This is a genomic window from Dyadobacter koreensis, assembly GCF_900108855.1.
Classification (GTDB): domain Bacteria; phylum Bacteroidota; class Bacteroidia; order Cytophagales; family Spirosomataceae; genus Dyadobacter; species Dyadobacter koreensis.
The window spans coordinates 24,438-50,789 of record NZ_FNXY01000009.1 but is presented as its reverse complement, the minus strand read 5'-3'; the positions used below and the strand labels follow the sequence as shown (position 1 = coordinate 50,789).

16 protein-coding genes are annotated in these 26,352 nt (G+C 42.0%); 14 read left to right on the top strand and 2 right to left on the bottom strand.

The window, feature by feature from the left end; genetic code table 11:
• The first annotated feature begins 6 nt into the window (after positions 1-6).
• The 9 genes from rplK (at position 7) to BMY70_RS25340 (ending at position 13,941) form a co-directional block, all read left to right on the top strand.
• Positions 7-456, top strand: coding sequence for a 50S ribosomal protein L11 (rplK, locus tag BMY70_RS25380; RefSeq protein WP_090339956.1), 450 nt, complete (start codon positions 7-9; stop codon positions 454-456).
• A gap of 33 nt (positions 457-489) precedes the next feature.
• On the top strand, positions 490-1,188 hold the full coding sequence (gene rplA / locus BMY70_RS25375; protein ID WP_090339953.1) for a 50S ribosomal protein L1: 699 nt from the start codon (positions 490-492) through the stop codon (positions 1,186-1,188).
• Position 1,189: 1 nt separating this feature from the next.
• On the top strand, positions 1,190-1,720 hold the full coding sequence (gene rplJ / locus BMY70_RS25370) for a 50S ribosomal protein L10 (protein WP_090339952.1): 531 nt from the start codon (positions 1,190-1,192) through the stop codon (positions 1,718-1,720).
• Positions 1,721-1,809: 89 nt separating this feature from the next.
• Entirely contained in the window at positions 1,810-2,190 is a 381-nt protein-coding gene (gene rplL / locus BMY70_RS25365; RefSeq protein ID WP_090339951.1) for a 50S ribosomal protein L7/L12, read from the top strand.
• A gap of 336 nt (positions 2,191-2,526) precedes the next feature.
• Entirely contained in the window at positions 2,527-6,390 is a 3,864-nt protein-coding gene (rpoB, locus tag BMY70_RS25360; RefSeq protein ID WP_090339948.1) for a DNA-directed RNA polymerase subunit beta, read from the top strand.
• Positions 6,391-6,483: 93 nt separating this feature from the next.
• Positions 6,484-10,806, top strand: a complete 4,323-nt coding sequence (gene rpoC / locus BMY70_RS25355; RefSeq protein WP_090339946.1) for a DNA-directed RNA polymerase subunit beta' — start codon at positions 6,484-6,486, stop codon at positions 10,804-10,806.
• Between the two features lie 156 nt (positions 10,807-10,962).
• The gene (locus BMY70_RS25350; protein WP_090339944.1) at positions 10,963-11,292 is read left to right on the top strand and encodes a DUF3467 domain-containing protein; all 330 of its coding nucleotides are present in this window, start codon (positions 10,963-10,965) and stop codon (positions 11,290-11,292) included.
• A gap of 269 nt (positions 11,293-11,561) precedes the next feature.
• On the top strand, positions 11,562-12,656 hold the full coding sequence (locus BMY70_RS25345; protein WP_090339942.1) for an alpha/beta hydrolase family protein: 1,095 nt from the start codon (positions 11,562-11,564) through the stop codon (positions 12,654-12,656).
• A 196-nt stretch (positions 12,657-12,852) separates the two neighbouring features.
• Positions 12,853-13,941, top strand: coding sequence for a glutaminyl-peptide cyclotransferase (locus BMY70_RS25340; protein WP_090340807.1), 1,089 nt, complete (start codon positions 12,853-12,855; stop codon positions 13,939-13,941).
• Here BMY70_RS25340 and nfi read toward each other — a convergent pair.
• Complete coding sequence (nfi, locus tag BMY70_RS25335) at positions 13,933-14,649, bottom strand: deoxyribonuclease V (RefSeq protein ID WP_177197135.1); 717 nt, start codon at positions 14,647-14,649, stop codon at positions 13,933-13,935. The genes BMY70_RS25340 and nfi overlap by 9 nt on opposite strands.
• A 265-nt stretch (positions 14,650-14,914) precedes the next feature.
• Here nfi and BMY70_RS25330 point away from each other — a divergent pair, with 265 nt between their 5' ends.
• The 5 genes from BMY70_RS25330 to BMY70_RS25310 all read left to right on the top strand — a co-directional run bounded on the left by BMY70_RS25330 (position 14,915) and on the right by BMY70_RS25310 (position 23,690).
• Positions 14,915-18,058 (top strand): SusC/RagA family TonB-linked outer membrane protein, encoded by a 3,144-nt coding sequence (locus tag BMY70_RS25330; RefSeq protein WP_090339940.1) that lies wholly within the window; start codon positions 14,915-14,917, stop codon positions 18,056-18,058.
• An 11-nt stretch (positions 18,059-18,069) separates the two neighbouring features.
• Complete coding sequence (locus BMY70_RS25325) at positions 18,070-19,962, top strand: RagB/SusD family nutrient uptake outer membrane protein (RefSeq protein WP_090339938.1); 1,893 nt, start codon at positions 18,070-18,072, stop codon at positions 19,960-19,962.
• An 11-nt stretch (positions 19,963-19,973) separates the two neighbouring features.
• Entirely contained in the window at positions 19,974-20,663 is a 690-nt protein-coding gene (locus tag BMY70_RS25320; protein WP_090339936.1) for a DUF3823 domain-containing protein, read from the top strand.
• 82 nt (positions 20,664-20,745) lie between these two features.
• Entirely contained in the window at positions 20,746-22,053 is a 1,308-nt protein-coding gene (locus BMY70_RS25315; protein WP_090339934.1) for a glycoside hydrolase family 99 protein, read from the top strand.
• A 68-nt stretch (positions 22,054-22,121) separates the two neighbouring features.
• The gene (locus BMY70_RS25310) at positions 22,122-23,690 is read left to right on the top strand and encodes a glycoside hydrolase family 43 protein (protein ID WP_090339931.1); all 1,569 of its coding nucleotides are present in this window, start codon (positions 22,122-22,124) and stop codon (positions 23,688-23,690) included.
• Positions 23,691-23,694: 4 nt separating this feature from the next.
• Here the strand turns inward: BMY70_RS25310 and BMY70_RS25305 are convergent, their stop codons facing one another.
• Positions 23,695-26,253 (bottom strand): Kelch repeat-containing protein, encoded by a 2,559-nt coding sequence (locus BMY70_RS25305; protein ID WP_090339928.1) that lies wholly within the window; start codon positions 26,251-26,253, stop codon positions 23,695-23,697.
• Positions 26,254-26,352: the final 99 nt, after the last annotated feature.

Here is a 26,352-nt window from a genome sequence, read left to right as displayed (position 1 = left end):
AAAACAATGGCAAAAGAAATAGGTGGATACGTCAAACTTCAGGTAAAAGGTGGCTCAGCCAACCCTTCACCTCCAATCGGTCCTGCATTAGGATCGAAAGGTTTGAATATCATGGAGTTTTGTAAGCAATTCAATGGCCGTACTCAGGATAAACCTGGTGTGGTATTGCCGGTAGTTATTACGTACTATAAGGATAAGTCTTTTGACTTCGTCATTAAGACTCCCCCGGCCGCAAATCTTCTTCTGGAAGCATCAAAAGTAAAAGTTGGTTCGGCTCAGCCTAACCGTCTAAAAGTTGGTTCAGTTACTTGGGATCAGGTTCGTACGATCGCTGAGACTAAAATGCCTGATCTAAACTGCTTTACAATTGATTCGGCTATGAAAATGATCGCGGGAACGGCTCGTAGTATGGGTATTACCGTAGCTGGCAAAGCCCCGTGGGAAGAAAACAACTGAGCGTAGTTTAATTACGCTAAAGAAACTAAGAACATGGGAAAATTGACCAAAAAGCAAAAAGAAGCTCTTTCGAAATACGACGCAACCCAGGTTTACACCTTGGAACAAGCAGCGGAGGTCCTAAAGACGATTTCTTATACCAAATTTGATTCTTCTGTTGATATTGACGTTCGTTTGGGCGTTGATCCTCGTAAAGCTGATCAAATGGTACGTGGCGTGGTAACATTGCCACACGGAACCGGAAAGGAAGTTCGTGTATTGGTTTTGTGTACTCCAGATAAGGAAGCGGAAGCGAAAGAAGCAGGAGCAGATTTCGTTGGTCTTGACGAGTTTATCCAAAAGATAGAACAAGGATGGACTGACATCGACGTGATAATCACGATGCCTAGTGTTATGGCAAAAGTGGGTAAGTTAGGTAAAGTATTGGGGCCTCGTGGTCTTATGCCAAACCCTAAATCAGGTACAGTTACACCAGATGTAGCTAAAGCTGTGAAAGAAGTTAAAGCAGGTAAAATTGATTTCAAGGTTGACAAATCTGGAATCATCCATACAAGCGTAGGAAAGGTTTCTTTTGGACCAGACCAACTTGCACAGAACGCGACTGAGGTTATTAACACCTTGATCCGCCTAAAGCCTTCATCGGCAAAAGGTACTTACGTAAAAAGCATTCACTTATCTTCAACGATGAGCCCGGGTGTGACTATTGACAAAAACACGATTCCAGGATTATAATATGACACGGGAAGAGAAAGCAGTAATTATTGACGAGCTAAGTCAGAAATTCTCGAACACGCCATACTTCTATATCACCAGTGCTGCAGGAATGACTGTAAGTGAGGTTAACGTACTTAGAGGCCTGTGCTTCGAGCGCGGTATCGAGTATCGTGTCGTTAAGAATACTCTGATTAAGAAAGCATTAGAAACACTAGATACGGATTATTCTTCTTTCGACACAGTTTTGAAAGGTTTTTCCGGTGTAATGTTTCACCCGGAGTCAGGTAAAGTTCCTGCACAGCTGATTAAAGAATTCAAGAAAAAAGCAGGTAGTGACAAGCTTAAATTTAAAGGAGCTTCTGTCGATTCATCTGTTTTCGTTGGTGAAAGCCAGCTTGACGTTCTGATCGCTCTTAAGTCTAAACAAGAGATGGTTGGAGAGATTATCGGTCTGTTGCAATCGCCTGCCAAAAATGTTATCTCTGCGCTTTCAAGCGGTGGAAACAAATTGGCTGGTATTCTTAAGACTTTATCTGAGAAAGAAGACTAATTATATAAGTAACCAGGTTGAGCTCTCCGGGTATATAAACAGAGCTTTTAAAATCATCTTATTGTATAATCACAAAATCAAAAATAAAAATGGCAGATTTGAAAGCTTTCGCGGAACAGCTTGTTAACCTTACGGTTAAAGAAGTGAACGAATTGGCTGCAATTCTTAAAGACGAATACGGAATCGAACCAGCTGCTGCAGGTGCAGTTATGGTTGCAGGTCCAGCAGGTGGCGGTGACGCTCCGGCAGTAGAAGAAAAAACGTCTTTTGATGTAATTTTGAAATCAGCAGGTGCTAGTAAACTAGCTGTTGTGAAATTGGTTAAAGATCTTACAGGTCTTGGACTTAAAGAAGCAAAAGAACTTGTTGACGGTGCACCGAAACCAGTTAAAGAAGGAGTTGCTAAAGACGAAGCAGAAGCTTTGAAAAAACAACTTGAAGAAGCTGGTGCAGAAGTTGAAGTGAAGTAATTTGCTTTATACCAATCATCAATAAAATCTTGGGAACAAGGCCTGACTTTCGTCAGGTCTTTTCCTATTTTTCATATAGACCAAACAATTTGCACTTCTTTTCGTTTGGTATATATGGCCGAAAATAAAAATCTGTTTTCGGTAAACTAATTCTCCTTCCGGATAATTGGTCTGAAACACTTCTTTACTCGTAGAAAAGAAGAAAAGGGACTGTTATTCTTAAATCTCTACGAGGCAAACGATTAAGGTTTTAAAACTAATTAGTACGATTGCGTGTTGTAAAGAGTTACACCGTCGCTTTGTTTTCGTTCTACTAACCCAAAATCAGACATAGCCTTGGCTACAATTAAAGCAACTCCCAGAATAAATTTCTCCAGGATTAATCAAATTATTGATTATCCGGATCTGTTGGGAATCCAGGTACAATCATTCCGGGATTTCTTCAGTCTTGATACATCAGTAGAAGATCGTTCTGATGAAGGATTGTACAAAGTTTTCGCTGAAAACTTTCCTATTGCCGATTCTCGCGACAACTTCGTGCTCGAATTTATCGATTATTTATTAGAGCCACCAAAGTATTCAGTCGATGAATCAATTGATCGTGGGTTAACTTATGCAGTTCCGCTTAAAGCAAAATTACGTTTGATATGTAATGATGCCGATCATGAAGAATTTGAAACCATTGAACAAGAAGTATTCCTAGGGAATATTCCTTACATGACGGACCGAGGTTCATTTGTGATCAATGGTGCTGAACGTGTGATTGTTTCTCAGTTACACCGTTCGCCGGGTGTGTTCTTCTCTATGAGCAAGCACACAAACGGTTCTAAGTTATATTCTGCACGTATTATTCCGTTTAAGGGTTCATGGATTGAATTCTCTACTGACGTGAATAATGTCATGTACGCATATATTGACCGTAAGAAGAAATTCCCGGTTACTACGCTTTTAAGAGCCATCGGTTTTGGTTCTGATAAGGATATTCTTGATCTCTTCGGACTTTCTGAGGAAATCGGAGCGACTCCGACAAACTTGAAAAAAGCTGTTGGCCGTCGTTTGGCTGCGAGAGTACTTCGCACCTGGACAGAAGATTTTGTGGATGAAGATACCGGCGAGGTAGTTTCTATCCAACGTAACGAAGTATTGCTTGAGCGTGATTCAACAATCACTCCTGAGGATATCGAAGTTATCGTGGAATCTGGCCAGAAGTCAGTGATCCTTCACAAAGAAGACATGAATGTTGCGGATTATAACATTATTTATAATACGCTGCAAAAAGATAGCTCAAACTCCGACAAGGAAGCCGTTGAGCAAATTTACCGCCAGCTTCGTAACGCAGAAGCACCGGACGAACAAACTGCAAGAGACGTAATCCAAAGCTTGTTCTTCAGTGATAAACGTTATGACCTTGGTGATGTTGGTCGTTACCGTATCAACAAAAAATTAGGTTCTGACACAAGTCTTGACGTCCGCGTTCTGACAACTGGTGATATCGTTTCAATCGTTAAGTATTTGATCGGTCTTATCAACGCGAAAGCTGTTGTCGATGATATTGACCACTTGTCAAACCGCCGTGTTCGTACCGTTGGTGAACAACTTTATGCACAGTTCGGTGTAGGTTTGGCTCGTATGGCGCGTACCATCAAGGAACGTATGAACGTTCGTGATAATGAAGATTTCAAGCCTGTTGATTTGATCAACGCGCGTACGCTTTCTTCTGTGATCAACTCTTTCTTTGGAACCAACCAGTTATCACAGTTTATGGATCAGACAAATCCATTGGCTGAGATTACCCACAAAAGACGTATGTCTGCGCTTGGGCCTGGTGGTCTTTCGCGTGAAAGAGCAGGTTTCGAGGTTCGTGACGTTCACTACACGCACTACGGTCGTCTGTGTACAATCGAAACTCCGGAAGGACCGAACATTGGTTTGATTTCATCTCTTTGCGTATTTGCCAAAGTTAACGGAATGGGTTTCATCGAAACTCCATACCGCGTAATCGATGGTTCAGGTAAATTGACGAACGAGCTTATATACATGACTGCCGAAGAAGAAGATTCCAAATACATCGCTCAGGCCAACGCCTCGGTAGATGCCGAAGGAAACTTTACGGTAGATAAAATTAAAACGCGTTTTGAAGGTGATTTCCCGATGGTTGATCCTTCTCAGGCGTCTTACATGGACGTTGCGGCTAACCAGATTGTATCGGTTGCGGCCTCTCTTATTCCTTTCCTTGAACATGATGATGCCAACCGTGCTTTGATGGGATCGAACATGCAGCGTCAGGGTGTTCCATTGTTGCGCCCACAAGCGCCAATCGTTGGAACGGGCCTTGAAAAGCGTGTTGCGATGGATTCACGTGCATTGGTAGTAGCTGAGGGTGACGGGGTGATTGAGTATGTCGATGCAACGAAAATTGTTGTTCGCTACGAAAGAACGGATGAAGAGCGTCTTGTCAGCTTTATTGAAGACAGCGTTTCTTACGACCTTGTAAAATTCCGTCGTACCAACCAGGATACTTGTTTAAACCTTCAACCAATGGTTCTTAAAGGCCAGCAGGTTAAAAAAGGAGAAGCTTTGTGTCAGGGATATGGTACAGAAGGTGGAGAACTTGCTTTGGGCCGTAACCTTCTTGTTGCGTTCATGCCTTGGCAGGGATATAACTTTGAGGATGCGATTGTAATCTCTGAGAAAGTGGTTCGTGATGATATCTTTACTTCTATTCACATTGAAGAATTTGAATTGGAAGTACGTGATACGAAACGTGGAGAAGAAGAACTTACTGCAGAGATTCCTAACGTAAGCGAGGAAACTGTTAAAAATCTTGACGAAAACGGTATCGTACAAGTTGGTACAGAAGTAAAAGAAGGAGATATTCTTATTGGTAAGATCACACCAAAAGGTGAGTCGGATCCAACTCCTGAAGAAAAACTTCTGCGTGCAATCTTTGGTGACAAAGCTGGTGATGTAAAGGACGCTTCGAAAAAAGCGCCACCATCTATGAAAGGTGTTGTTATCGATACTAAACTTTTCTCTCGTCCTACGAAAGAAGAGCGTGCTAAGCACAAAGACGAGTTGAAGTTGCTTATGAAGAAATATGGCCGTGATTTGACATCTCTTCGCGGACGTATTATCGAGAAATTAGTTTCTCTTACAGATGGCAAAACAAGTCAGGGTGTTAAGCATAAATTTGGTGATGAGTTGATCAGCAAAGGAATGAAGTTCAACGTGAGAAATATCTCTGAAAACTTGTTCCCTGCAAACAACCCATACCGTGATGAAAGCCAGTATGCAGTGGTTGAGGAAGTAAACTTGATCGGTGATGTATTGACAGATTCATGGACTGAAGATGCGCATACAAACCGCCAGGTTTCTCTTGCATTGAAGAATTATCTTAACGCTCGCAGCGAATTAATGGGCCGTTTCAAACGTGACCGTTTTGCTCTTGAAGTTGGAGATGAACTTCCTGCCGGTATCGTGAAACTTGCGAAAGTATATATCGCTAAGAAACGTAAATTGAAAGTAGGGGATAAAATGGCGGGTCGTCACGGTAACAAAGGGGTAGTTGCCCGTATCGTACGTGATGAAGATATGCCATTCCTTGAAGATGGAACACCAATGAACATCGTGTTGAACCCACTTGGGGTACCTTCTCGTATGAACATCGGTCAGATTTACGAAACAATTCTTGCATGGGCAGGTCTTAAACTTGGTCGTCGCTACGCTACTCCCATCTTCGATGGAGCTACGGAAGCAGAAGTTGCGGCTGAATTGAAAGAAGCTGGTTTGCCGGATTGGGGACGTACTTATCTATACAACGGACTTAGCGGAGAGCGTTTCGATCAGCCTGTTACAGTTGGACTTATGTACATGATGAAACTGGGTCACTTGGTTGATGATAAAATGCACGCTCGTTCGATTGGACCATACTCGCTTATTACACAACAGCCGTTGGGTGGTAAAGCTCAGTTTGGGGGTCAGCGTTTTGGAGAAATGGAAGTGTGGGCGCTTGAAGCATTCGGTGCATCTCACATTCTTCAGGAAATCCTTACCGTGAAATCGGATGATGTAGTGGGACGTGCCAAAGCATACGAAGCTATCGTAAAAGGTGAAAACCTTCCGAAACCAAATATTCCGGAGTCATTCAATGTACTTGTTCACGAACTTCGTGGATTGGCATTGGAAATTACGCTGGACTAATTTTTAGTCGTAAGCAGAGCGGCAGAAATGCTGCTCTGCTTAGAAATGCAATACAAATTGAGTTTCGACTAACAGACAAACGACTCTTTAATTATGTCTTTCAAAAAGAACAAAAAACTAAATAGTGATTTTTCCAGAATGACAATCAGTCTGGCATCACCTGAATCGATACTTGAAAGTTCATTCGGTGAAGTAACCCAGCCTGAAACTATCAACTACCGGACTTATAAGCCGGAAATGGGTGGTTTGTTCTGTGAGCGTATTTTCGGTCCTGTTAAGGACTGGGAATGTCATTGTGGAAAATACAAACGTATCCGTTATAAAGGTATCATCTGCGACCGTTGCGGTGTGGAAGTTACTGAGAAAAAGGTACGTCGTGAGCGTATGGGACACATTGAACTTGTGGTTCCTGTTGCACACATCTGGTACTTCCGTAGCTTACCGAACAAAATCGGTTATTTGCTTGGATTGTCTACCAAAAAACTGGATCAAATCATTTACTACGAGCGATATGCCGTAGTTCAGGCGGGTGTTAAAGAAGAAGATGGCGTGAGCTATCTTGACTTCCTTACAGAAGACGAGTATCTTGACATCATCGATAAACTTCCTCGTGAAAACCAATTGCTTCCGGACACGGATCCAAACAAGTTTATCGCGAAGATGGGTGCTGATGCCCTTGAAATGCTTTTGAACCGTATCAAACTGGATGAGCTTTCATACGAACTTCGTCACCAGGCTGCAACTGATACTTCTCAGCAGCGTAAAGCGGAAGCGCTTAAACGTCTGAAAGTTGTTGAGGCTTTCCGTGATGCGAACACGCGTGTTGAAAACCGCCCGGAATGGATGGTGATCAAAATGGTTCCGGTAATTCCACCAGAACTTCGTCCGCTTGTACCTCTTGATGGTGGTCGTTTTGCGACTTCTGACTTAAATGACTTGTATCGCCGCGTTATCATTCGTAACAACCGTCTGAAACGTTTGATCGAGATCAAAGCACCTGAGGTGATTTTGCGTAACGAAAAACGTATGTTGCAGGAAGCGGTTGATTCGCTTTTTGATAACAGCCGTAAAGTGAACGCGGTACGTTCTGAAGGGAACCGTGCCTTGAAATCACTTTCTGATATGCTTAAAGGTAAGCAAGGACGTTTCCGTCAAAACTTACTTGGTAAGCGTGTCGATTATTCTGGTCGTTCTGTAATTGTTGTAGGACCAGAATTGAAACTGCACGAGTGCGGTTTGCCGAAAGATATGGCTGCTGAATTATTCAAGCCGTTTATCATTCGCAAGCTTATTGAGCGTGGAATTGTTAAAACTGTAAAATCAGCTAAGAAAATCGTAGATCGTAAAGATCCTGTGATTTGGGATATTTTGGAAAACGTTTTGAAAGGACACCCTGTTCTTCTAAACCGTGCTCCAACGCTTCACCGTTTAGGTATCCAGGCGTTCCAGCCTAAGTTGATCGAAGGAAAAGCGATCCAGTTGCACCCACTTGTGTGTACTGCATTCAACGCTGACTTTGACGGTGACCAGATGGCCGTTCACGTGCCATTAGGTCAGGAAGCCGTTTTGGAAGCTTCGATGTTGATGCTTTCTTCTCATAACATCCTTAACCCTGCGAATGGTGCACCGATTACGGTACCATCACAAGACATGGTTTTGGGTCTGTATTATGTAACAAAAGGTCGTGTAAGTACTCCGGAGTATCCAATTATTGGTGAAGGAATGATTTTCTACGGTCCGGATGAAGTTATCATCGCGATTAACGAAGGCAAACTTTCTAAGCATGCCAATATCAAATGCCGTCTGCGTGTACGTAACGATGACGGAACGTTTGAAATTAAATTAGTCGACACAGTTGCCGGCCGTATCCTGTTCAACCAGGCGGTTCCAGCTGAGGTAGGTTATATTAATGAGCTGCTTACAAAGAAAAAATTACAGCAGATCATTGGTCTGGTATTCAAACTTGCAGGTGTTGCCCGTACAGCGCAATTCCTGGATGAGATCAAAGAACTCGGTTTCCAAATGGCCTTCAAAGGTGGTTTGTCAATGGGGCTTAATGATGTAATGGTACCAGACGAAAAAGTAAAACTGATCGAGCAGGCCAAAATAGACGTTGAAAACGTTTGGAGTAACTACTTGATGGGTCTTATCACTGAAAACGAACGTTACAACCAGGTTATCGATATCTGGACACGTGTTAACTCACGTATCACAGAAACGTTGATGAAGCAATTGGAAACGGATCAGGGTGGATTTAACTCCATCTATATGATGATGCACTCAGGTGCGCGTGGTTCCCGTGAGCAAATTCGTCAGCTGGGTGGAATGAGGGGTCTTATGGCCAAACCTCAGAAAAACATGGCTGGTGGTGCAGGTGAAATTATCGAAAACCCGATTCTTTCTAACTTTAAAGAAGGTCTTGACGTTTTGGAATACTTTATCTCAACACACGGTGCACGTAAAGGTCTTGCAGATACAGCCTTGAAAACAGCGGATGCAGGTTACCTGACCCGTCGTTTGCATGACGTAGCGCAGGATGTTGTAGTAGTTGAAAACGACTGTGGGTCTCTTCGTGGTATCCAGATCTCAGCATTGAAAGACAACGAAGATATCGTTGAGCCTCTATCTGAGCGTATCCTGGGCCGTGTAAGTGTTCACGATGTTTTTGATCCTTTGTCAGGAGAAATCATCCTTACATCTGGTCAGGAAATCACAGAAGAAATCGCTGCTTACATTGATGAAACAAGCATCGAAAGCGTAGAAATTCGTTCAGTACTTACTTGCGAAACACGTAATGGTGTTTGTGCGAAATGTTACGGACGTTCTCTTGCATCAGCTTACATGGTTAACATCGGTGAAGCTGTGGGTGTAATTGCATCGCAGTCAATCGGTGAGCCAGGTACGCAGCTAACACTTCGTACGTTCCACGTGGGTGGTACGGCATCCAACATTTCTGTTGATGCCAACATCAAAGCGAAGTTTGACGGAACAATTCAGTTTGAAGAGTTGCGTTTGGTTGATTCTGTGAATTCAGAAGGAGATCCAATTACAGTAGTAATGGGCCGTTCAGGTGAGGTAAAAATCGTTAACCTTGAAACAGGTCAGTTGCTAATCTCTAATAACGTTCCTTACGGTGCTCAACTTCTTGTAAAAGACGGTGAGAAAGTAACAAAAGGACAGGAACTTTGTACTTGGGATCCATATCACGCAGTAATCCTTTCTGAATTTACTGGTGTTGTTTCATTCGACGCTATTGAAGAAGGAATTACATACCGTGAAGAATTTGATGAGCAAACTGGTTTCCAGGAATCAGTAATCATTGAAACACGTGATAAAACTAAAAACCCGGCTATCGTGGTGAAAGGTAAGAGCACGTTGTTGAAAGATCAGACTGAGAAAGGTTATAACCTTCCGGTTGGAGCTCGTTTGGTTGTGAAGGCTGGTGCCAACATCAAAGCTGGTCAGCCTTTGGCAAAAATCCCACGTGTGGTTGGAAAAACCCGCGATATTACGGGAGGTCTGCCACGTGTAACGGAATTATTCGAAGCACGTAACCCATCGAACCCTGCGACAGTTTCTGAAATTGACGGTGTTGTTTCATACGGAGGTGTTAAACGTGGTAACCGCGAGATTCATATCGAATCAAGAGATGGTACACAGCGCCGCTATATGGTTGCTCTTTCGAAACACATTCTTGTGCAGGATGGTGATTTCGTTAAAGCAGGTGATCCGTTATCGGATGGAGCGATTACACCAGCTGATATCTTGTCGATTAAAGGACCTACTGCAGTGCAGGAATATCTTGTGAATGAAATTCAGGAGGTATACCGTCTGCAAGGTGTGAAGATCAATGATAAGCATATCGAGTGTATCGTACGCCAGATGATGCAGAAAGTAGAAATTCTTGATGCAGGTGATACCAACTTCCTGGAAATGCAAGCGGTTGACCGCGTTGTATTCCGTGAAGAAAACGATAAGATACTTGACATGAAAGTTGTTGAAGATGCAGGTAGCTCGGAAACACTTAAACCAGGTATGATCATTTCAGTACGTCGTTTACGTGATGAGAATTCAAGCTTGAAACGTCGTGACCTTAAACTGGTCGCTGCGCGTGATGCACAGGCTGCTGTGGCGAAACCTACCTTGATGGGTATCACACAAGCTTCGTTAGGTACAGAAAGTTTCGTTTCTGCGGCTTCGTTCCAGGAAACAACCAAAGTATTATCCGAAGCTGCGGTTCGCGGGAAACGTGACGAATTGAAAGGCTTGAAAGAAAACGTAATCGTAGGTCACTTAATCCCGGCCGGTACAGGTATGCGTAAATACATAGACATCATTGTTGGTTCGAAAGAAGAATATGATGCCTTAGCTGAATCCCGCGAAAAACAATCACGTAAAAAACGTGAATTAGTTTAGTCGGAATTTTAATACAATAAAAGAGTCGGTTCTGCGCAAGTGGAACCGACTCTTTGTTTTTAGATGCTATATTATTTTAGTAATTTTCACTTTTGAAACCTATGAATAACCATAAGTAATTATCCAGCACCGGAATAACTACCGAAAGCCTTAACAATGGAAGACAACAACAAAGAAAACGAGCAGCAGATTAATGTAGAACTTTCGGAAGAAATGGCCGAAGGTGTTTACTCCAATCTTGCTATGATTGCGCACTCAAACAGCGAATTTATACTAGATTTTATCCGCCTGATGCCTGGCGTTCCCCGTGCCAAGGTGAAGGCGCGTATCATCATTACACCTGAACATGCAAAACGTCTGGTCGCTGCTTTAAAAGATAATATTGAAAAATACGAGGATCAATACGGTCCGATCCAGAGCAATCATGACGCGGACCCGTCCTTCAACTTCCCGATTAGTTTCGGTGGACCTGGCGGAGAGGCCTGATGTGCAAATAATTTTTGGTTTAATTCCTGCCGCTCTAAACTTGGGTGGCAGGATTTCTTGCTAAAGAACGGTTTAGAAATTAATTGTTTAAAACAGAGGTAATATTTAAAAGTAAAAGGATATATAGAATTGGTGCAAATTTGAATTGTGTAAGATAAAAATTCATCTAAAAAATTAAATTGATATCCATGAAAGTTACTTAACAAAAAATTGTTGACGAATCTTAATGACATCGTAATTTGAATCTTTAACCAAACAAATAAGCGCATATGCAGAAAATTCTTCATTTCTTTCTTTGTGTGCTTACAGCAATAATTGCGGGCTGTAGTTCGAACGAAAATAAGAGTCAGACATCCGCTGACAGTTCAATGGCTTACAAAGTCGGATACAGGGTCATCTCATTTGTCGATAGTTCCCGAGCCTACAAACCGAAGGTTGAACCATGCGATCCGTTGTATTTTAGGCCAATTGAAATTGATCTCTGGTATCCGGTTCAGTCGGTTGTTTCGGATTCAACGCTACGATTTGTTCATTTTCTCGAATTGCTACAGGATCGTGCCAATTTCTACAGTGCTCCTCAGCAGTTTGACAGTTTACCAATAACCATAGCAAAGTCATTTTGTACTGGATTTGGCTGTTCTCGGGCAGACCTTCTTTTACAAAATCCCACCAGTACATTTTATCAGGCCAAAGCAGTATCTAAACGATTTCCCCTAATACTATACCTCGCAAGTTTCGGTTCTATGGGCTATGAAAATTACCTGCTGTTTGAGTCATTGGTTAGGCAAGGCTACATTGTCGCCTGCGTAAATTCAATTGGAAGATATCCGGGCGATATGACGATGAAGAATGCTGATTTGATGGAACAGGTTAGGGACGCCGATCAAATTTTGAATCACTTAAAGCAGGAAAATAGATTTGACACAACTAAAATAGGTATTTTGGGATACAGTTGGGGAGGGCTGGCTGGGGTACTGCTTGCCATGCAGGAACGTCATGATATAGATGCTATGGTCTCACTTGATGGGTCCGAAGTCCATCATTACGGTTATTCGAATTCAGAGGATCAAGATTTTGATAAAACAATCAATACATCTTTCTTCAAGAAGGCATTCTTATCTGTACCTTACTTGCGCCTAGAGAGTAATCCTCAGCCTAAGATTCCAAAAAAGGATTCTATATTCAACTTTTTAAGCAAGGTTAATGCTACAAAAAAAGTTGTAAAAATTGACTCTGCCGGGCACCAAGATTTCTCTTCATTGCCAACTGTTGTAAGGTCGTCGGGAAAATGTTCTCTTTCTGATGTATACGGTATTATCTCTGCCCATACTATTTCACATTTTAACAAGTATCTAAAAAAGTAATACAAACGTGAGAGAAGACAGTGGTGATATGTGGATATACCCGAAGATGCGCTTAAAATTAATTAGCTGGAATATTGGAAAGTTTATTTTTCTATCAAAATCTATTTTTTGGCACATTCTATTTATTTATCCCAATAAAGAAGAAATGGTTTTAGCCTTTTTGCGGATATTGCAGCCAAATTGTAAAACACCGTTTATGAATTCGAGTTACAAAAATTTCCTTCTTGTCATTTTAACATGTCTTGTTATTTTCTCCTGCAAACAAGAGAAGAAATCAGAGACAAGTCCGGAAATTGAACAAAAAGCTGCCACAGCTGTTCTGGCCAGAACCAGATATACAATCGGGGATTCTATTTCGATAGGATTTTCACAGCCCGTAGCGCAGTTTCAAGTGATGTGGAATGGAACCATTGTTTCAGGGGCCAAGCAAGTTTCTGATTCCGTTATAATTAAAGCTGTATCTGAAAAGACAGGCTGGAAGCAATTAATCGTGAACGGAACTACGAAGTCAAACGAGACCTTTGCTGATACATTGTCAGTGGAACTTCTTTCAGATATTTCACCAAAGGAAATGACCTATTCTGTTTTATCGTCATTCCCGCATCAAAAAACAAGTTTCACAGAAGGACTGGAATTTTACAAAGGGGAATTGTATGAAAGTACGGGAGAAAATGGAAAATCTTTGTTATTAAAAATTGATTTAAAAACGGGTGCAACTATAAAGTCCGTACCGCTTGCGGATCAGTATTTTGGCGAGGGCTTAACCATTTTCAACGATAAAATTTATCAATTGACCTGGACAACCGGAGTTGGATTCCGTTATAATATGGACTTTACCCTGGATAAAACATTCACTTATTATACACAAGGCTGGGGAATGACGCACACAGATTCCAGCATCATTATGGGAGATGGTTCTAATAAATTATATTACTTCAACGCCGAATTTCAAAAAACCGGTGAGTTGGAAGTTTATGACAATAAGGGTCCGGTTTTGAAAATAAATGAGTTGGAGTACGTCGATGGCTATGTATTTGCCAATATCTGGGAAACAGATAAAATAATTCAAATTGATCTGGCGACTGGGAAAGTCGTGGGGAGTATGGATATGAAAAATATAATTCCAGGTGAAGTTGATCAGACAGGATCCAGCGTTTTGAATGGAATTGCTTATCAACCTTTTGAAAACGCATTTTATATAACCGGGAAAAACTGGCCGACTCTGTTTAAGATAAAAGTATCGGGTGCTGCAAAAAAGAATTCGAAAACGATCGCTTTAAAATAGCAGTGTAGGATTCAATTCATGGTATCCGCTTTCTAATTTTCCTGTCCGGAATAAATTCACAAAATCATGTGCCCGACGTGTCGGCTCAGGCAGGCGGTAGCTTCCTGAACAGCGCTGCATAATATCCAGACTATTCTGTAAGCTCAACTTATTTCCAGGTGAGACAAACACCGGATTGGTTTTCAATTTGGAACGAAAGGCATATCCAATAATTTCTTCTTTTGTCATGATTGGCGAAAATTCTCCTTTCTGAATTCCCGGCTCCTGCCATTTTCCAAACAATATATTTTTGGCGCATCCCATGGTGGCCATTCCCGTCAGCGCTCCAAAGTGAGCGGCGATACCCATTCTTCTTGGATGGGCAATTCCATGCCCGTCTACCATGATGACATCCGGTTTAACAGACATTTGCTCCAAAGCCTGGACCAGAGCCGGAACTTCCCGAAATGCGAGAAACCCTGGCACGTATGGAAAACTTGTCCTACTCTCTACCATGGAATACGCAATCGGCTGCATGTCTGAGTAACGAAGCATTACAATACCAGCAAAAATTACTTCACTGAATCGATTTAAAGAAATGTCAGCGCCTGCGATCGTCGTAATTTCATTCTGAAGTGGTTCAATTCGTGTTCTTTCCCGCAGTTCGTTCTGAATTGCCTTCGCCTCAGCCAGATTAAGCTCATCATATTTCAAATCGTCCTCTTCCATACTATATAATTTAAGGTACGATCTCTCGCCGGGATACCACCTTTAATTGAAAAAATATCGATATAATTTAAAAATATATTGTTTCAGTACTGTTATTAATCATTTATTAACGATTTCTTAATAGCCTCACCCTTTCTTTGATTCCATAGTTCGGCCGAACAGATTGTCAAAATTCAGGTATGAAAAACAATAACTACAAATTTTATTCCACGAAATCGAGCCTTAATAATTCTTAACCGGGATTACTACTCACCAATTAAATTCTATGGGAAATCAATCTTTATTAAAAAATGGAATAAAGATCTGCACTAAACTTTTACAGCATATTGTGATACTGTTTGCTGTGTTATTTTGCAGTCAGGTCTTTGCACAAAGTCAACCAACCAGTACGGATGACGTCACTGTTTCCGGAGAAATCGCAGATGAAAAGGGACAATTTGTACCGGGCGCCAGTGTTGTCTTGAAGGGTTCAATGAAAGGAACGACTACGGACGCCGACGGTAAATTTTCTATTGCAACACCTGAATCGGGTTCAATACTTGTTGTCAGTTTTCTCGGCTATAAAAGGCAGGAAGTGGAGATAGGAAACCGAACCTATCTACAGATCAAACTGGAACCAAGCACCGGCGAACTTCAGGAAGTTGTAGTCGTTGGTTATGGTACGCAGCGCAAGCAGACATTGACTGGTGCAATTTCCAATATCGTTTCGGACGCGATCAAAACGACTACTCACACCAGTTTGGCACAAAGTCTTCAGGGGAAAGTAGCTGGTGTCCAGATACGTCAGAATTCGGGAGAACCCGGTTCATTCAGCACCAGTATAAATATCCGCGGATTTGGCGAACCGTTATATGTGGTCGACGGTGTTGCGCGTGACGGAGGTTATGAATTCCAAAAAATAAATCCGGATGATATCGAAAGTATCTCGGTATTAAAGGATGCTTCCGCAGCGATTTTTGGTATCCGGGCCGGCAATGGGGTTGTGATCGTTACCACAAAAAAGGGAATTAAAGGCAAACCGAAGTTCAGCTATAACGCGGTTTACGGAAGGCAAAGTCCAACTGACGTTCCCAATATGACCAACGCTTTTCAATGGGCTCAAATGCGTAACGATGCCGCCAAAAATCTTGGAGAAAATCCTGTCTACACGTCTGAAGAAATTGAAAAATTTCGGACCGGAGCACCCGGTTATGAAAGTACAGATTGGTATAAGCAGGTTTTAAATAAATCGGCTTCACAGACACAGCATTTTATTTCAGCTTCCGGCGGAGAAGGGGCGGCGACGTATTTTACAAGTTTTGGTTATCAGAATGAAAACGGACTTTTGAAAAGCAGTGACATGGGTTACAAGAAATATACTTTCCGTACCAATGTCGGTATCGATCTGACTAAAAATCTGAAAGCGGACCTGATTTTGTCCGGGCTTTTTGATAAGAGAAACCAGCCTGGCGATAATTTCTTCAATATTTATAAGGGAACCCGCATCGCTCTGCCAACGGAAAGACCATTCGCCAATGATAATCCAAAATATCCGGCGTTATTGAGCGGAGGTTATAACCCGGTTGCCCTGGCCGATGGGAACCTGACGGGGTACAATGAAGAAGCCAATAAATTTTTCCAATCGACATTCGCACTGACTTATACCGTTCCTTTTGTTCCGGGACTAAAAGTGAAAGGTCTGGTAGCTTATGATAGCAATAATTACCGGGCGAAGTCGGTTTCAAAAAGCTACAATTTGTATACCTATGAAGCTGCGACTGATAAATATATTGCACATCAACAACGTAATCCATCCCGGATCGGTAATAACTATTCTGACAATAATCGGGTAACGTTTCAGGGACAACTTTTTTACAATACGGTTATAGCTAAAAATCATAACATTGGCGCGACGCTTGTATATGAACAGCAGGAATCTAAAAACAGATGGGCTGGTTTGGGGCGTGAATATGCTTTTTTTACCAATGACCAGATCGATCAGGCTGGTCTGAACAACCAGACGACAAGTGGTTCGGAAAGTGAATATGCAAGCCAGTCTTACGTTGGGCGCTTGAATTATGACTTCAAAGAAAAATATCTGCTGGAAGTTGCGGCTCGTTACGACGGTTCTTACCGATATCATCCGGATCGCAGATGGGGATTATTCCCCGTTGTTTCTGCCGGATGGCGGGTAACCGAAGAGGCGTTCATGAAAAACATTCCATTCATTTCGACACTTAAACTGAGAGGTTCTTATGGTTTGGTTGGATCTGATGCAGGCGCGCCATTTCAATATGTGCCAGGTTTTTCTCTCAGCGGAGGAGGCGGTTATGAATTCACGAATGGAAACTATACTACGGGAGCAGCTTCACCAGCAATTGTTAACGAAAAACTTACCTGGTTCAAATCGAAAATTCAGGATGTAGGAATTGATATCGGCCTTTGGGATAATAAAATTGACCTGACTTTTGACATTTATCAGAGAGATCGCAAGGGATTATTGGCGCGAAGAAATGTGTCTTTGCCAAATACTTTTGGCGGGACGTTGCCTGATGAAAACCTGAACAGCGACCGGGTAAGAGGTATCGAATTTACAGCAGGATACAGCGGCCAGATCCGTGACTTCAAATATGGTATTTCCGGAAACTTCAATTTTGCCCGGACCATGAACCGCTATGTTGAAAGAGGCGATTTTTTGAGTAGTATGGATAAATGGCGTAACGGAGGTGCCAATCGCTGGAATGATGTCGTTTGGGCATATCAGTTGGAAGGTCAGTTTCAGAATAAGGATGAGGTTGTTTACGCGCCCATTCAAAATGGCGATCTTGGTAACACACGCGAACTTCCCGGTGATTTTAAATACAAGGATGTTGACGGGAACGGTGTAATTGATGGAAATGATGCCATACCATTATTCTTTGGCGGAGACCCCAAAATGTATTATGGAGTTACCTTGAATGCTTCTTATAAAGGTTTTGATTTCACCGCCTTGTTTCAGGGATCCGGCAAATACAGTGTACGTTTCCGGGAAGTCTATGCAGAAGTATTTGCATTTCGCGGAAATACACCGGAATACTTCTACGACAGATGGCATCTATCGGACGATAATCAATGGATTCCAGGAAAGTGGCCGGCTTCACGCTTCAACTACAATGTTGGCGCCATGTACGCAGAAAGCGCTGCCTGGCGGAAAGATGCTTCTTATCTACGATTCAAAAGCGCACAGCTAGGCTACACTTTCAAACTAGGCTGGCTGAAGAAAATTGGTATAGATGATGTCCGGATCTATGGAAATGCGCACAACATTTTCACCTGGGCAGATCCTTTCGTCAAACCGTTTGATCCTGAGAAAATCGAAGGCTTGTTTGGTGCCGGATTGACTTACCCCGTCACGAGAAGTTACAACTTTGGTATTAACGTTAAATTCTAAGTGTAGAAAAAATGAAATTATTCAGATGTATACTCTTACTGCCTGTTTTGTTTTCCCTGAGTTGCGGAGACGTACTCGACAAACAGCCTTTGGACAAATTACAGGGAGAAAATTTATTTTCCAATCCCGAAGGTGTGAAGCTTTACATGGCAAATCTCTATTACCAGCTTCCTATTGAAGATTTTACATTTTTCAGGCAAGGTTTTAACTGGAACACAGGCGATCCGAATAATGGAGGTTTTGCTCCTGCGATGGTAACGGATGAAGCAGTTCACACTGAGTTTGGCGACTTCATTGGTAACGATGATTTTCAGTGGTGGGATCAGGGTTACAAGCTGATCCGTGATACAAATATACTTATTGATATTATTCCGACGCTAAGCGTGTCGGAAGATGAGACCAAGGCGTTGGTTGGCGAAAGTGCTTTTATTCGGGCATATGCTTATTTCGCATTGGCGAAGAGGTATGGCGGAGTTCCACTGATAACGTCCGTACAAAAATACGAAGGCGATGTCGAGTCTTTGAAAGTGCCAAGAAGTACAGAAAAAGAAACCTGGGATTTTGTTTTAAAAGAGTGTGATGTGGCGATTCAGAATTTGGCAGAATCGTGGCCGGGCGGCGAGAGAAGAGCCACGAAATGGGTTGCCTATGCATTGAAATCAAGAGTAGCTTTGCATGCAGCTTCCTTGTCGAAATATGGTGAGAGAGCTCCAATCTCAGGTACAGCGGTCGATCAAAAACTTGTGGGACTGGATAAATCAGCAGCTGCCGAATATTATAAAGCTGCTATTGAAGCATCAGAAACGCTTATAAACTCCGGCAAGTTTTCTCTCTATAAACCTTCGCCAGCATCGCCGGAAGAAGCCGCAGAGAATTACAGGAAGTTATTTGAAGATCCTAACATTGCGCTGAACGAGGTGATTTTCATCAAAGGTTTTGCCCGGCCAGGGGCAGGTACCGGACATAATTACGGAATATGGTATCAGCCCAACCAAACAGCAAACGGCTGGCCGCATCCCGGACGTATGAATCCGACACTTGACCTGATCGATGCGTATGAAAGTTACACGGATCCAGGGAAAAGTGCGCCGGTGATGACGACGGAAGCTGGAAATGATATTAATGACTATAACGGATTTAGCGCTTCGAAAAATTATAAACGATACGATGATCCCGCGGGTATTTATAAAGATAAAGATGCCAGGCTCTGGGCTACGGCTGTTTTACCAGGCACTGCCTGGAAAGGGCAAAAAATTATTATCCAGGCCGGATTTATTAAGCCGGATGGAAGTGCTCAGCTTTTCGGAGGCGAGCCAATCACTGCAAATGGTAAAACATATTACCCATTTGGAGCCGCAGACCGGACACAATATTCCGGCTTTGATACCTGGGGAGGAAACAATACCCGGACGGGAGTGAGTTTCAAAAAATTCCTGAATGAGGGCGTGAATGTTGCACCAGGATGGAATCAGACCGTGTCAGATTGGGCTGATTTTCGATATGCTGAAATTCTTTTGATTTACGCAGAAGCAATTGTGGAAAGTGGATCGGGAAAAATCGAGGAAGGAGCAAAAGCTTTAAATGATATTCGCCGGCGTGCTGGTCATACCAAAGACATTCCCTTGACAATTGACAATGTAATTCGCGAGAGACGCGTGGAGCTGGCATTTGAAAACAAACGATTCTGGGATCTGGTCAGACGCCGTGAGTATCACACACTTTTTAATAACTCTGTTCGTCATGCCTTGATACCAGTTTTGGATTTACGGGTCTCGCCGGCCAAGTACATTTTCATTCGTCAAACGATCCAGCGCCTGAATCCGGCCACGTTCGATTACAAACAATATTACCGGTATATCCCTGGCGTTGGTTCAAATGGTTTGGTTCAGAATCCTCAATATTAAAATTGAAAATCATGAAAAAGATAAAACTATATATACCTGTTTTTCTTCTTGTATTGACTGTAATCGCTTGTAAAATAGACAATTATCCGGCTACCGACGCTCAGCTGTACGGAACGTTTCTGGATGCGGAAACCAATGAGCCGGTTGAACAGGATATCATTCGTGGCAGCACCATTGAATTTATTGAGCACGGATATGCTTCGCAAACCAAGCAGGTCATGATCGTGAAAAATGATGGAACCTATCGTAACAACCTGATCTTTGCGAACACGTATACAATTACGCCGGTACGTGGAAATTTTGTTCCGACCGAGCCGCAGGAAGTGACTGTTAAAGGTGAAACACAACTGGACTTTAAAGTGCAGCCCTATATTCGTGTTAAAGATGTGAAGATTGAAAAAGTTGGAACCAAGGTTGTTGCCACTTTTAAATTACAACAAACGGTTATCAATAAGGTTAAAAAAATCGGTTTGTATGCGCATCCGGAGCCAGCCGTTGGAGAGCCGATCCGAACAGTTCTGGCAGACCAGGAAATCAATACAGTTAGCGACCCAAACAAAATTTATCGGCTCGAAATCGATGTACCATCCAACAGTAGTAATCTGAAAACAGGGAATCAATATTTCTTCCGTGTCGGCGCGCTGATTGATGCACCGGAATCAAAGTTTAATTATGCCAAAGCGGTAAGACTAACTTTATAGACAAACTGCCGGTCGGGAAATTTCCGGGCCGGCAGTTTGTCTTTTAATAATTTCACAAACTGAAGTTTAATAGTATTCAATAATGAAAATCTTAAAATTCATTTGCCTTTTTTCTGTTTTATCCATCAGCTGCAAAGTTAATGAGGAGAAAATAACAGATACTCCGATACCCATTGAAGAGGTCAAATATGATCAAACCGGAGTTTTGTTTCCAAATTATAAAGGCCTTGTAATGGCTGGTTATCAGGGTTGGTTCACAGCGGAAGGCGACGGAGCCGGACGTGGCTGGCATCATTACCAAAAGGCTGGAAAGTTTGAGCCGGGTTTTGCTTCGATCGATTTCTGGCCAGACGTTACAGAATATAGCAAAACATATCCAACAGCTTTCAAATATCAAAATGGAGAAAATGCAAAAGTGTACAGTCCTTACGATGAGGAAAGTGTTGATCTGCATTTTAAATGGATGAAGGAACATAACATTGACGGTGTATATATGCAGCGTTTTGTGAGTGAGGTTAAGGGAGAAAGCGGGAAAAAACATTTTAACAAAGTATTAGAGAATGCACTGAAAGCATCGAAAAAATACGGACGTGCCATTAGCATAATGTATGATCTCAGTGGCTCAACTTCGGCTGATATGGCATTCATTATGAAAGATTGGGAAGAATTACAGACGCTTTTCAAAATATATGACAATAAAAAAAATCCTACTTATCTGAGGCATCACGGCCGTCCACTGCTGGCGATCTGGGGTGTAGGATTTAATGACGGACGGAAGTATACTATTGCCGATATCCGGAAACTCGTTGATTCGATCAAAGGCCCGACGAAGAAAACATCCATTTTGCTGGGGGTTCCGTACTATTGGCGCACGCTAACAAAGGATACCGAAAACTCAACTGATCTGCACACATTAATCAAAACAGCAGACGTCATTATGCCTTGGGCCGTTGGCAGATATGATGCATCCACTTATACTGACGTAGCCGGCACAACTTTGCCGGGAGATATTGCCTGGTGCAAAACCAACAAAATTGACTACGCGCCGTTGGTTTTTCCAGGATTTAGCTGGGGTAATTTAAAAAATGACAAATCGCTGTATAATCAGATTCCGAGAGCCAAAGGGGATTTCCTTTGGCAGCAGATTGCAGGAGCAAAATTGTCTGGTGCAGAGGCTTTATACGTGGCCATGTTTGATGAGGTTGACGAGGGAACTGCTATTTTTAAAACAAAAAAAGAAGGACAAACGCCTTTGAATGGCGATGGGAAGTTTGTCGGAATTGAACCAGATTTAGATTCTGATTTTTATTTATGGCTTACGGGAGAAGGGGCGAAATGGTTTCATGGTGCGAGCGGGTACAGCATGCAAAAACCTGTTCGGTCGAAATAGTAGTGGTCATTGGTTTCTAATATTGAAATAAATCGTTTTCTTAGCCGGATCAACCAATCTATGAAAGAATGAAATTTTTCCTTTTCCTGTTTTCGCTTTCCCTGATTTTTTCCGGAAATACTATTGCTCAAAAGCTTAATCCCGGACCAGTCGTAACTTATCGAAACCCGGTTATTTCGGGCGACTTCGCTGATCCGTCTGTGATTCGTGTGGGCGATACCTATTATGCTGCCGGAACATCCTCGGAATGGGGACCCGCCTATCCAATTTACAGTTCAAAGAATTTAATAGATTGGGAATATGTTGGGCCTGTTTTTGCGGAATTGCCGGAGTGGACGATGGGTAGTTTCTGGGCGCCGGAACTGTTCTTTCGCAACGGTACTTTCTACGTTTATTATACAGCCCGCCGCAAATCCGACAAACAATCTTTCATCGGTGTAGCATCGACAAAAGATTTGAAGAAAGGTTTCAAGGATCATGGCGTTATAATTGAATGGACAAAAGAAGCCATCGACGCTTTTATCGTAGAAGACAAAGGGAAATTATTCATTACCTGGAAAGCATATGGTTTGGACAAGGACAGAGGAATTGAAATCCTCGGCGCCGAACTTTCGCCGGATGGCTTAAAAGTTATTGGCAAAGAATTCAGTTTGATTAAAGCTGATCCGGCTGGCTGGGAGTCTGGTGGGGCAGAAGGTCAGGCGATTTTCAAAAGAGGAAATTACTGGTATATGCTTTATTCCGGAAACGCTTGCTGCGGAGATAAATGTGATTATCAGGTCGGGTTTGCAAGAGCCGAAAAGCTTCAGGGCCCGTGGATAAAATATTCAGGAAATCCTGTTCTTTTTGGTGATGATACCTGGAAATGTCCGGGGCACGGAACGGTAGTAATTACACCGGACAATCGCTACTTCTATCTGCATCACGCATATAACGGAGTCGATTTTACTTTTTCCGGGCGACAGGGCATTCTGAGTGAACTTGTCTGGGACGAAGCTTCAAAATGGCCTGCGTTTCGCTATGGAAAAACCCCGCCCGCCCAGGCGGAAGCCCCGATCGGAGCAAGTGCAGTAATTAATTCCAATCTTTTCATCAATTATGACAAGGATACCTTGAAGGCACCGTGGGTATACGATGTGAGTTTTCCGAAACCAGATTATGTTGTACAAAATGGCTCACTTCAAATTGAGAACAGCAACCACACCAATACCGGGAATTTTCTGGGACTAACAGTTAAAAAAGGGAACTATACATTTACAGCAGAAGTGATTTCTAAGAATGACATAACACAGAATATTATTGTCTACGGAGATGCTAACAACGCCATTGGTTATGGTGTCCACAAAGATAATATCGAACTATGGCAGATTAAAGATGGTGTTGTTGAGGTAATTAAAAAACAGGAAATTCCTGAAAAGTACAAAGACATCAAGCTAAAACTGCAAACGAGGTACGGACGTTTTTATGAATTCAGCTGGGATATCAAGGGCCAGAAAATTGACTCACTGATCAATGCTGTACAGATTGAGGCGCCTTGGTTACCTCGTTGGGACAGAGCGCCCCGTGTAGGAATTAACGTTGCCGGGACTAAATCAGGCAAAAGCGAAATCAAAGCCATTCAGATGAAATATGACTAGCCTTTCAGGAATGTAAAACTTCCGGCATATCCTTCTGAAAATCCTCTCCATAGATCCGGTTATATTCTCTGGCAAAATTCTCGTACGTAGATTTTGCCAGAGAATGTTTTCCCAGATGTGCCAATGCCTTGCATTTGATAATCATCGCCTCTTCGTTAACCGGATCAAAATAGAAAATATAATTAGCCAGTTGAATCAAAAATTCAGGATCGTCCGCGATTTTTGTTGTGGATGCGAAACGTAAATAGGTATCGACAATCTCATTTGAAATTTCTGACTTAAACGTATCCAGCCACTCATATTCAACGTTGGAAAGAAAATTTCCCCGTTTTGTAATTTCTGCCAGCTCCGAAATATTTTCTTTATTCAAATCCTTCTTATTCCTGATCAACGAGAGATAATATGTGTAATCCACATGGATTTTGTCATAATCGATCTTGATTTTCCAGTAACCTGTTTCTTTCGAAACCTGGCAAAACTTCATTTTTTCAAGTATACCTTTCAGCTTTGCGATATTAACCGAACGGTTATTACGGGCACTTTCTGATGATTTGTCAAACCAAAGCAGTTCTTTTAATTTCTCCGAACTGATACCTTCCCAGCGAATGGAATAAAGAAGGATGACCAAAAACAGCTCTTTAACAAGCGGGCTGAACTGTTTGGTTATATCACGGCCTTCTTCATCAAACAATTGAAGATTCCCAAAAAGAAAAATGCTGCTATGAAGCGGTAAAGCGTCAGCTTTTACAATTTGGCTTGAAGAAGATATCGCTGTTGCATCTCCGGAAGTAGATGCTATAACCGGAAAATCCGCCGGGATTGCGAATGCTTTTTTCTTCCGGAAATAAACCATGTAAACATATGCAGCCGCCGCAATAACAAACAAACCGCCGATCGGCCAGAAAATCGGATCAGCGCCAGCTTCGATGGGCGTATCGGGTTGAAGGGTTGCAAGCGGAGGAGCATTCAAAGAATAAATTGCAACTTTGGTTTGATTGTTGTCTTCCAGATATAAAGTCACGGCAACAAAACGGTTGCTTGAATAATCAAAAAACAAATCGGCAAAAGAAAGGACATCTACAAACTGATAGGGAATTTTGGAGCCAACGGATGAAAAATCAGGTGAGGTCAGCGAACCTTTAATCAGTTGTAATTCAGTGTTGAATTTGTCTTTTGGAAAGATCAATGTAAAAAAAGAATTGTCCTTTTCATTAATGATCATCGAATTACAAAAAACAAAATCCTCCTTAGGCAGTTTCAACTCATACAGCTTTTTGAAGGTCCTGGTTTCTGTGTTAAAAAATAAAAGGTCATACCAGTTTCGCGGATTTAATATCTGCTGCCCGGTAGAACTCCCGTATCCTCCAAGAATGTAAGCACCTTTTTTTCCTGCACCAAGCGCAGCCATGTAACGCGGGGTGAAAATAGAATCGTTCAGGGAAAGGTCCGTCCAGGTTTTGGAAGGAATATGATACCGCTGGACATTCTTTTTATAGGCTAAATGCCCATAACCACCAAGGATATAAATACACGAATCGGAAGGAGAATAAAACTTGTTTGCATGTACAAAATGTGTTTTAGGAACCGGTTTTATCGCGCTTTTATCCCATGAATTTGTTTGAAAGTCAAAAGTTGAAACCTCTTTTTCGTCAATGTAAATATGGTAAAGTTTTTTATTTGTCGGATCAAACAGTACCTGATTATCAACATAAACCGGCTGTAAACCTGGTTCATGTTTTATGGAAGTCGATCGGTTGGCTGCGACATTATAACTGATCAGCGAATCTTTGCAAACAATATGAAGAATACCTTTACTTTCGTCAAAGCCCAGCCGGGTATAATTCTTCAAAGTCAATGTCCGGTCAAGCTTCCATTGATAATGCAGTTTTTTTATCCAAACTGGGTTAGATACCAGTGCATCTTTTCCCTGAATTTCTTCAGTCGCTTTGGAACCATCTGTTTTGTCCAGCGCCCAGTGAAACTTTACTGTGTTGTCTTCAGAAATGGTAACATTTCTGATTTTCATTGGCGGCACATCGGTCGATTTAAAATCTTTATACCGGTTTGCCCCAAAAAGAATTTTAAAACATCCGTTACTGGAAAGGTTAAGTGGCTGGGAAAAACTTTTGTCCCCGTAAACGACAAGGACATTTTTCTGTTTCTTGTTGAATTTTAAAGTAATCCTGTTCCATTTTTTATAAAGGTCGCTATTGGGAAAATCGAAAGAAAAAGGTGCGAATTTATCTCCGACGACTAATTTGAAGTGCTGTTTTTCGGTGCTGTTATCATAAATAATATCAATATTTTGTTTGTCACTTTCGATCAGCCGGACAATGTATCCGAAGTAGGTTTTTTTGTCTGGTAAAAAGGAAAGGTCGAAGGATAATTCAAAATCTTTTTGAAGGCAGAACGTATTTTCAGGGCTCAGATCAAGTCCTGTTCTTTTATCTTGCACCACTTCATAGCTATCAAAACCAAGCCCGTAAGACTGAGCGAGGCTAACATTTGCCATGCCAGTTAAAATCAGGAAAACGAAAAAGAGAAACGGAAATTTGAATTTCATAGGAAAAGGATGGAGAGAAATGAAATAATTTTCCCTCAGGCAATCATTAGGGTTTTTGTTAATCTATTATTAATCTTTTCTTAATCGTATCGCACGTAA